This is a genomic window from Streptococcus sp. CF8_Ac1-9 (genome assembly GCF_024295565.1).
In the GTDB taxonomy this organism is placed as follows: Bacteria; Bacillota; Bacilli; order Lactobacillales; family Streptococcaceae; genus Streptococcus; species Streptococcus parasanguinis_X.
The window spans coordinates 77,824-87,237 of the sequence record NZ_JANCOY010000007.1; the positions used below are offsets into that span (position 1 = coordinate 77,824).

General features: G+C 41.6%; 8 protein-coding genes. 4 read left to right on the plus strand and 4 right to left on the minus strand.

Annotated elements, in window-relative coordinates:
• Positions 1-133: 133 nt before the first annotated feature.
• Both NML76_RS09630 and NML76_RS09635 read left to right on the plus strand, forming a co-directional pair.
• Entirely contained in the window at positions 134-607 is a 474-nt protein-coding gene (locus tag NML76_RS09630) for an aminoacyl-tRNA deacylase (protein WP_254733391.1), read from the plus strand.
• 14 nt (positions 608-621) lie between these two features.
• The gene (locus NML76_RS09635; RefSeq protein WP_254733392.1) at positions 622-1,254 is read left to right on the plus strand and encodes a histidine phosphatase family protein; all 633 of its coding nucleotides are present in this window, start codon (positions 622-624) and stop codon (positions 1,252-1,254) included.
• A 302-nt stretch (positions 1,255-1,556) separates the two neighbouring features.
• Here NML76_RS09635 and lysS read toward each other — a convergent pair whose 3' ends face one another.
• From lysS to NML76_RS09655, 4 genes are all read right to left on the minus strand, one after another.
• Positions 1,557-3,047 carry a lysine--tRNA ligase gene (lysS, locus tag NML76_RS09640; RefSeq protein WP_003016025.1) on the minus strand — a complete coding sequence of 497 codons (1,491 nt, stop codon included), beginning with the start codon at positions 3,045-3,047 and terminating at the stop codon, positions 1,557-1,559.
• A 259-nt stretch (positions 3,048-3,306) separates the two neighbouring features.
• On the minus strand, positions 3,307-4,650 hold the full coding sequence (locus NML76_RS09645) for an ABC transporter permease (protein ID WP_118227962.1): 1,344 nt from the start codon (positions 4,648-4,650) through the stop codon (positions 3,307-3,309).
• Positions 4,650-5,345 carry an ABC transporter ATP-binding protein gene (locus NML76_RS09650; RefSeq protein WP_003002759.1) on the minus strand — a complete coding sequence of 232 codons (696 nt, stop codon included), beginning with the start codon at positions 5,343-5,345 and terminating at the stop codon, positions 4,650-4,652. The genes NML76_RS09645 and NML76_RS09650 overlap by 1 nt, the downstream gene beginning before the upstream one ends.
• Entirely contained in the window at positions 5,329-6,486 is a 1,158-nt protein-coding gene (locus NML76_RS09655) for an efflux RND transporter periplasmic adaptor subunit (RefSeq protein WP_254733393.1), read from the minus strand. The genes NML76_RS09650 and NML76_RS09655 overlap by 17 nt, the downstream gene beginning before the upstream one ends.
• 179 nt (positions 6,487-6,665) lie before the next feature.
• On the opposite strand from NML76_RS09655, the gene gorA reads away from it, so the two are divergent.
• Together gorA and NML76_RS09665 are read left to right on the plus strand one after the other, a co-directional pair.
• Positions 6,666-8,015, plus strand: a complete 1,350-nt coding sequence (gene gorA, locus NML76_RS09660; protein ID WP_254733394.1) for a glutathione-disulfide reductase — start codon at positions 6,666-6,668, stop codon at positions 8,013-8,015.
• A 316-nt stretch (positions 8,016-8,331) separates the two neighbouring features.
• A partial coding sequence (locus NML76_RS09665; protein WP_254733395.1) for a collagen binding domain-containing protein occupies positions 8,332-9,414 on the plus strand: 1,083 nt, incomplete at its 3' end.

The following is a 9,414-nucleotide window of genomic DNA, read 5'->3' on the forward strand; positions in this document are numbered from 1 at the left end:
ACAGCAGATCAAGTGGCTTTCACTTTTTCTGCTGTTTTCTATTTTTCAGGAGAAGGCAATATTGCCGCTATTATATGTTATAATGGTCTAATGAAATCTGATTTTGTAGAGAAAAAGAGAAAAGGAGAAAGCCATGGCAAAAAAAAATAAAGTGAAAAAAACCTTGGTCGAGCAGATCTTAAAAAAAGCAAAAATTGAGCACATAGGCTTACAAATCAACGCCCTTGAAGGAATCATTCCAGATGGGATTACGACCGATCAAATCTTTAAGACACTGGCTCTAACAGGCGATAAAACTGGTCCTGTCATCGGGATTGTTCCCATCTCTGCCCACTTGTCAGAAAAAAAATTGGCCAAACTCTCTGGCAATAAAAAAGTTAGTATGATTCCGCAAAAAGACTTAGAAAAGACGACGGGCTATGTCCACGGAGCCAATAATCCTGTTGGCATTCGACAAAAACACAACTACCCTATTTTTATTGACCAGTCGGCCCTTGATCTAGATCAGATGATTGTCTCTGCAGGTGAAGTTGGTCACAGTATTCAAATCAAGGCGCAAGATTTAGCTGATTTTGTCAAGGCTAGCTTCGAAGACTTAGTCGAGTAAAGGATAAAACCAATATGAAATTATATTTTGTCCGTCACGGACGTACTGAGTGGAATGAGGAGGGACGTATCCAAGGGGCAAATGGTGACTCTCCGCTTTTAGAATCTTCCGTCCAGCAGTTAAAAGCCTTGGGCCAGCATTTATCTCAAACATACTTTGATGCAGCTTATTCAAGTGACTTGCCTAGAGCCGTCCATACTGCTCAAATCATTCTCGAGCAAAATCAACATCCTATCTCCCTCCAAAAGACTCCTGCTCTACGGGAATGGCGGCTTGGTAGGTTAGAAGGTAGAAAAATTGTGGAGTTGAAGGCTCTCTATCTGGAGGAAATGAAGGCCTTTCGTCATAATTTAGCTAAGTTTCACCACGATATTTTCGGAGCAGAATCCGTTGAAGAAACCACCCAACGGACCGGAAATTTTATCAAAAGTTTAAAAGACCAGTCTGGCGAGGCCATTCTAATCGTTGGCCATGGGGCTAATTTAACCGCTTCTATTCGGAGCCTACTTGGCTATAAGCCAGAGGAACTCCGTAAAAACGGTGGCCTCAACAATGCTAGTGTGACCATTTTGACAACAGATGATTTTGAGCACTTTTACTTAGAAACTTGGAATGATACCTCTTATTTGGAGACTAAAAAACACTGATTGCAAGATAATTGTTTTAGAATAGAGGCAAAGTTCACTTAGAAACTTTCCTTAGGTGAATGCGGACGTCAGCGAACTTCGAAGAAGTTCCATGACTTAGTTTTGGACCTAAGGCTCCAAAACTCCCGAGTTCCTGAAACAATTTAGTTTCAGGAACTTTTCTCACTGCGGAAAGTTTTTAATCTTCTTAAATAACAAAAAAATAGTAGATATTTTTTGAAAATCATCTAGTTGTCTTATGTAAAACAATAGTCTGTATACATTCAAAAACACTGATCATCAGATCAGTGTTTTCTTTTAGCTTATTTCATAGTTGGGAAGAGAAGGACGTCGCGAATTGTTGTTACATTGGTCAACAACATAACGAGACGGTCAATACCAATTCCAAGTCCACCTGTTGGTGGCATACCATATTCGAGGGCTTCAACATAGTCATAGTCGATGCCTGTAGCTTCGTCATCTCCCAATTCTTTCGCGCGCGCTTGCGCTTCAAACCGTTGCAATTGATCGATTGGATCATTCAATTCCGTGAAGGCATTGGCATACTCTTTGGTCATGATGAAGAGTTCGAAACGGTCAGTGAAGCGTGGATCTTCTGGATTTTTCTTAGCCAATGGAGATACTGCTACTGGGTGACCGTAAACAAAAGTTGGTTGTGTCAAAGTTTCTTCAACGAATTCTTCGAAGAAGGCATTGATAATTTGTCCCACTTCTGTGTAGTGTTTTTCAACTGGTACATGTTTTTCGTTTGCAAGTGCTACAGCTTCTTCAAAGGTCATGTCTTGCCAGAAGTCAACACCTGTGATTTCTTTGATCGCATCAACCATGTGAACCCGTTTGAATGGTTCGTTGATTTTGATTTCTGTTCCTTGATAGTCAATTGGACCATCACCATGGACTGCTTTCGCAGCATGTTGGATAATGCCTTCTGTTAAGTCCATGATATCGTGGAAGTCAGCGTAAGCTTGATAGACTTCGATCGAAGTGAATTCAGGGTTGTGAGTGGCATCCATTCCTTCGTTACGGAAGATCCGTCCGATTTCGTAAACGCGTTCCATCCCACCAACAATCAAACGTTTCAAGTGAAGCTCAGTCGCGATACGAAGCACCATGTCAATATTTTGTGCATTGTGGTGAGTGATAAATGGTTTGGCAGCCGCACCACCAGCTTCATTGTGAAGCACTGGTGTTTCCACTTCAAGGAATCCTTGACCATCTAAATAACGACGGATTTCAGAGATGATTTTTGAACGGGTTACAAAGCGTTCGAAGCTTTCACGGTTTGAAATCAAATCCAAATAACGTTTACGATAGATGGTTTCAACGTCTGAAAGTCCGTGGAATTTTTCAGGCAAAGGACGAAGGGCTTTTGACAAGTGAGTGATATGAGTTGCTTTAATCGAAAGTTCACCCATATCTGTGCGCATGATTTCCCCTTCAACACCAAGGAAATCACCAAGGTCTGCTTTTTTGAAGATCTCGTAGTTTTCTTCTCCAACTGCATCCTTACGAACGTAGATCTGAATTTGACCTTCACGGTCTTGAAGATGGGCAAAGCCAACCTTTCCTTTTCCACGTTTTGTTACAAGACGACCGGCAATAATAGCTGTTTCGTTCAAGTCGTGGAGTTGTTCTTTATCTAATTCTGAATATTTTTCTTTTAATTGACCTGAATTTGCAGTACGTTCGAATCGCTTCCCAAATGGATCGATTCCTTGTTCACGAAGGGCCGCCATTTTCTCACGACGGACAATCTGCTGGTCATTCAATTCTTCCATATGTTCAGTAGTCATTTGGAACCTCCTAAGTTATTCTCCCCTATTCTATCATATTTAGGCCAGAAATTCACTAATATTTACCAATTAAACAAAAATAAGGCAGAAGAAAAAATGCAGCTTCTTGAATGAATACTCAAAAACATCGGAAGACCATCGTTGACTACCTAAATAGCTTGACCTGTATAAGACGAGGTTTCGACAAGCTATTCCAAAACAGCATCAAAAAGGAGCGTGGAGAATCTTAAGCAATTCATCCTGACCCGCTCCTATTTTTTTATTCATAACGCAGTGCTTCGATCGGGTTTAACTTAGAAGCCTTATTCGCTGGTAAAATTCCAAAGATGATGCCTACAAAAGCAGAGAAAATAATACTGCCGATGGCGACATTTAAGGAAATAATCGGTGGTCCTTCTAGGGAGGCTGCTGCGAGTGTAGTAATCAAGCTATTTACACCATAAGCAAGGCCAAGTCCAATCAGCCCACCAATGATGGTCAAGACCATCGACTCAATCAAAAATTGAACCAAAATCTTACCTCGGGTTGCTCCCAATGCTTTGCGAAGACCGATTTCTCTCGTCCGTTCGGTAACAGAAACCAACATGATATTCATGACTCCAATGCCACCAACTAAGAGGGAAATCCCAGCAATAGCTCCGATGACTGATGTCATAATTCCTACTACTTTATTGGTTTCCTCTAAGATGCTATCCAAATTAAAGATTTGAAATTCTCCCTGGCGAACACCTGAAAGTTCTGTTAACTTTTGAGCAGCTTCGATCCCAACGGTTTTGATCTGTTTCACATCCGGTACATGGACGACAATATTTTGAATTTCATCCGTTCCGAATTCAGAGGCGAGTTGGGTATTGGCCATCAAGGCACTTCCACCTGAGGAAGCTCCGTAAAGAGCTGTTCCTGCATTTGGATCCTTGAAAATACCAACGACGCGATAATTGTTATCCCCAACAGAGACCACCTGATTCAGTGGATTCTCCGTTCCAAATAATTGTTGGGCCAATCCTTCATCAAGGAGCACCACCCGGGAGAAATTACTATAGTCTGAAGGGGTTAATTTTCGTCCAGATAAGAGCTCAACCTTTTTGACAGAAAAATAGGTTTCATTTACCCCTTGGATGTTTACCCCTTCTGCTTTTTTCTTTTGAAAAGCAATGGTTGCATTGGAGGTATTGCTAACATAGTAACCATCGATGCCTTGAATCTTGGTTAATTCCTTAACCCAAGATTCTTGCACAACTGGTGGTGCTTCTTGGACTTGACCATCAACATCTTCAGCGTTTTCCCCATCGATATCCGATGGAGCAGCCATCCCTCGGTCTTCAGCTGCAGGGCCACTTTCGCCTCCGCCTTCTCCTTCTCCAGTATCATCAGAAGGACCAATATTGATCCCAGTCACATAGCCACTCTTGTTGGGAGAATAAGAGATTTGTACATACTCTTGGTCCTTGGTGAAGGTCTTGGTGACACCAGCTTTCATACCATCTCCCAGAGCCATGATGACAACGACAGAAGCGACCCCAATAATGATCCCCACCATGGTCAAGAAAGACCGTAATTTATGGCTCATAATTGAGCTGATCGCAAATTTCCAATTTTGCATTAGGTCCCCCTTTCCAGCTTGCTATCTGAGGAGATCACTCCATCACGAATGACGATGCGACGATGCGCAAAGGCTGCAATTTCTGGCTCGTGTGTAACCATGATAATGGTTTTTCCTTCTTGGTTTAACTTGGTTAACAAGTCCATTATTTGCTCCCCCGTCTTGGTATCTAGGGCACCAGTCGGCTCATCTGCTAAGACGATGGCTGGCTGATTGACAAGGGCTCGAGCAATAGCCACCCGCTGTTTTTGACCCCCTGAGAGCTCTGAAGGCAAATGGTGCATGCGAGAATGGAGCTCCACCTTTTCAAGGTACTGCTCAGCTAATTCCTTCCGTTTAGCAGGATGAACCCCCGCATAAATGAGAGGCAGTTCTACATTTTGAAAGGCATTGAGCTTGGAGAGAAGAAAGAATTGTTGAAAGACAAAACCGATCTGTTCATTACGAACACGTGCTAATTTTTTCTCACTGAGATTTCCAACCTCCTGACCTTCTAGAAAATACTCTCCACTGGTCGGGCGATCCAACAAGCCAATGACGTTCATCAAGGTCGATTTTCCTGAGCCAGATGGACCCATAATGGCCACAAATTCTCCCTCTTCGACTTCTAAATCGATGTCTTTTAAGACACGAAGTTCCTGATCCCCATTTTTATAGGTTTTATTGATTCCTTTTAGTTCAATCAATTTTGTCATATTTTCCGATCTCTTTTCCATCTTCCAGTTTCTCATTAGGATTCACAATAACTTGAGCATCTTTCTTCAAGCCTGATAAGATTTCCTGGTTTTCAGCATCGGCGTTACCAAGCGTCACTTTTACTTTCTTAGCCTTGCCATTTTCGACCGTCCATACATAGCTCGTATCCCCATCAGCCATGACACTTGTCACGGGAACAAGGGGATGTTGAGTAGAACTTTTGACTTCAATATTGACAGAAAAGCCTTGTTTGAGGTCTCCAATCTCACTGGTAATATCCACTGTGAATGGGTACTTGGCTCCACCGCTTCCTTGTGTTCCACCTGCTGCATTGGCACCTGCTTGACCCGCGTCGGTCGGATAGTTGGCTACATAAGAAATCTTTCCTGTCCAGGTTTTATCCGGATAAACCTTGGAAGTGAGGACCACTTCCTGACCTTCAGAGATATTGGCCAAATTGTATTCAGACAACTCCCCTTTGACTTGTAAATTCCCGTTGCTCACAATGTGAACCAGAGTTTGGTTGGTCCCTGTAGTCGATTTTGAAACATCTTTATTGACTTCGACCACGGTACCATCTGTATTACTCCTAACTGTTGTCGCATCCAGAAGAGCCTTAGCCTTGTTCATATTATCGACCGCATCCGACTTAGCATCTCGTAAATCGCTAGCTTGAGAATCGACTGTTCGCTGGGTCTGAGAAGCTGATTTGTCATCTGCCTCTTCATCTCCTGTCGTATCAATGGTCACACCATTTGTCAGTAAATCATTTAACTGACGATCTGCCTTATTGACAGCACGAACGGCTGCATCATAAGCGGTTTGGGCCTCTGTACTGCTATACTGAACAATCGGCTGACCGGCTGTTACTTGATCTCCTACATTGACCAAAATCGACTGCAAATCCCCTTTGGTTCCATCAAAATAGACATACTGTTCCTGGTTGGCAGTGACTTTCCCAGTTAACAAGACTGAAGAAGCGATCGATCCATCCTTGACCGTTTGCACCATTGGAGTTTCTTTCGTGATTGCTTGATCAGGAGTACTTGGGTGCGAAAACACCATCACACTTCCTGTTCCAATCACCGCAATAGCTGCACCTGCAGCTGCAAATAGTTGCCATTTTTTCAATTTCTTCATCGTTTTTCTCCATCAAAGAAAGCGTTTTATTCTATACCATAGTATACCATATTTCCTTACTTTTCTATCTAAAATTGACACGGCAAAATGAAATTTAAATGCTTGGTAACATGCTAAACCCTTGACTTTTGTAACAGTTGATATTACAATCAAACTGAAGTCCCATTTAGGAGGAAAACATGAAAGAATTTGATATTATTTCAATCGGTGGAGGTAGTGGAGGAATCGCTACGATGAACCGGGCTGGAGAGTACGGAGCGCGCGCTGCTGTCATTGAAGAAAAACAATTGGGGGGCACCTGTGTCAACAGAGGATGTGTGCCTAAAAAGATTATGTGGTATGGTGCACAAATTGCAGAAGCAATTCGCGATTATGGACCAGACTATGGATTTACTTCTGAACAGACAAAATTTGATTTTGCAACCTTAAGAAAAAATCGCGAAGCCTATATTGACCGTTCCCGTAGTTCCTATGATGGCAGTTTCAAACGCAATGGGGTTGAACGAATTGAAGGACGTGCCCGTTTTGTGGATGCTCATACGGTTGAGGTAAATGGAGAAACCATTAAGGCCAAGTATATCGTAATTGCGACAGGAGCCCATCCTCATATTCCTTCTGTTCCTGGAGCTGAATTTGGCGAAACTTCTGACGATGTCTTTGCTTGGGAAGAACTGCCAAGTTCCGTTGCCATTATTGGGGCTGGCTACATCGCGGTGGAACTAGCTGGTGTGCTCCACCATTTAGGAGTCCAAACAGACCTCTTCATCCGAAAAGATCGGGTTTTACGCAGTTTTGATTCCTACATTGTCGATGGCTTAATGGAAGAAATGGAAAAACAAAACCTTCCGCTTCACAAACATAAGGTTCCCATAAAGCTTGAAAAATTAGCAGACGGTCGTGTGAAGATTTATTTTGAAGATAAGACCAGCCACGTGGCAGATCATGTGATCTGGGCAACAGGACGAAAACCAAATGTCCAGGATCTCAATCTAGAAACTGCAGGCGTCACCTTAAATGAAAAAGGATTCATTGCAGTGGATGAATACCAGAATACAGTTATTCCAGGAATCTATGCTCTTGGGGATGTCACAGGAGAAAAAGAATTAACCCCTGTTGCTATTAAAGCTGGACGCACTCTTTCTGAACGACTATTCAATGGAAAAGTCAATGCCAAAATGGATTATACAAACATCCCGACTGTTGTCTTTTCTCACCCGGCTATCGGAACCGTTGGCCTAACGGAGGAAGAAGCCCAGCAAACTTATGGAAAAGAGAATATCAAAGTCTATACTTCTCAATTTGCTTCCATGTACACTGCTGTCACCCAACATCGTCAGCAAGCAAAATTCAAACTCATCACTGCTGGTCCCGAAGAAAGGGTCGTTGGACTTCATGGTCTTGGCTACGGAGTCGATGAAATGATCCAAGGATTTGCAGTTGCTATCAAGATGGGAGCGACAAAAGCCGATTTCGATGCAACTGTCGCCATTCACCCAACCGGATCCGAAGAATTTGTGACCATGAGATAAAAAATAAGCTTGAAGTTGTTACACTTTAAGCTAAAAGGACTATTTTAACAAACAATAGTCCTTTTTCATTTATCTGATTTTTATAAAATCCTTAAAATTTCATAGATAAAATATTTTTATTGTTAAAATCTTACTAATTTGTGATATAATTCACTTTGTAGATGTCTTTTTTGAAAATAGACGAGCGGGGGGTGCACTTTTATTAATGTCGTCTTAAAAGACACCTATAAAAATTTCTCAATTTTGTAAGTTTTTGGCAACAACATACAAATTGATGTAGGTAATTGGAGAAAAATGGGAGAAGAAAATGAAAAAAATGAATCTAAGTAGACTTGTCAAAGTCTTCTTTATTGTATTTTTACCATTATTATTCATCGTATTATCGCAATCTGATATGGTAAAAGCTGGCGATGTCAGCAACAATATTAGCTCACTTACTGTTTCATCAGAAGAAATCACAGATGGTGGACAAACAACTGTTAAGTTTACATTTGATGAGCATGCACAAAAGATTCAACCGGGAGATACATTAAAAGTTAATTGGACTAGTTCTGGAACAGTCTTTGGGGTAGGATTTAAAAAGACTATTCCATTAAGTATTGACGGAACTTACGTTGGAGACATGGTCATTACAGATGGATCTGCGACAGTTACTTTCAATGAAGCTATCAAAAACCTTCAAAACATTCGCGGTTGGGGTGAGTTTGAGATTGAGGGTCATAACGATACAGCAACCGATAAGGAGCATGTTGGAAAATTCACTATTATTAGTGGAGCTAGAAAAGTAGAATTAAACGTTAAGAAAATGGCTACTGGAGTTAACAGCGCTCCATTCTATCTCAAAGCGGGTGATATGCACGCGAATGATCCTGAACATATTCTTTGGACACTAACCATTAATGCAATGAACTTAGATGTAGATGGTGATGTTCGTGTTGAAGATGACATCCAAGGTGGTCATTCACTTGTAAAAGATAGTTTTAGTATTACTACTACAGGTAACAAACCAGGATATTACGGTGGCTCAACTGCTATCGATGATTTCTTAGCAGACTTTCCTGGAGCAACTTTCACAATTGATGCAGCAGGAAAAATTACGGTTACTATTCCTCAAAGTGAAATTAATAAGACTGGTGTCCTGATCTTTTACCAGACTAAAGTAGAGAATGAAAATCAAAAGAATTTCTTAAACAATACTAAGGTCTGGTATCACGTTAAAGGTGAGCAAGCCGTTGTTGCCAAGGAAGTAAATGCATCTGTTGCAAATATTAATGCAAACGGTGGAGTGGATGGCGATATGACATCAACCACTACTACAACTACTACAACAACCACTACTACAACTACTACTCAAGAGCCGACTACTACAACCACTACGACTCAAGAGCCGACTACTACA

Bases quoted from the DNA above. Each gene is read 5' to 3' on its own strand.
- NML76_RS09630 (WP_254733391.1), top strand. From the start codon at position 134: ATGGCAAAAAAAAATAAAGTGAAAAAAACCTTGGTCGAGCAGATCTTA.
- NML76_RS09635 (WP_254733392.1), top strand. From the start codon at position 622: ATGAAATTATATTTTGTCCGTCACGGACGTACTGAGTGGAATGAGGAG.
- lysS (WP_003016025.1), bottom strand. From the start codon at position 3,047: ATGACTACTGAACATATGGAAGAATTGAATGACCAGCAGATTGTCCGT.
- NML76_RS09645 (WP_118227962.1), bottom strand. From the start codon at position 4,650: ATGCAAAATTGGAAATTTGCGATCAGCTCAATTATGAGCCATAAATTA.
- NML76_RS09650 (WP_003002759.1), bottom strand. From the start codon at position 5,345: ATGACAAAATTGATTGAACTAAAAGGAATCAATAAAACCTATAAAAAT.
- NML76_RS09655 (WP_254733393.1), bottom strand. From the start codon at position 6,486: ATGAAGAAATTGAAAAAATGGCAACTATTTGCAGCTGCAGGTGCAGCT.
- gorA (WP_254733394.1), top strand. From the start codon at position 6,666: ATGAAAGAATTTGATATTATTTCAATCGGTGGAGGTAGTGGAGGAATC.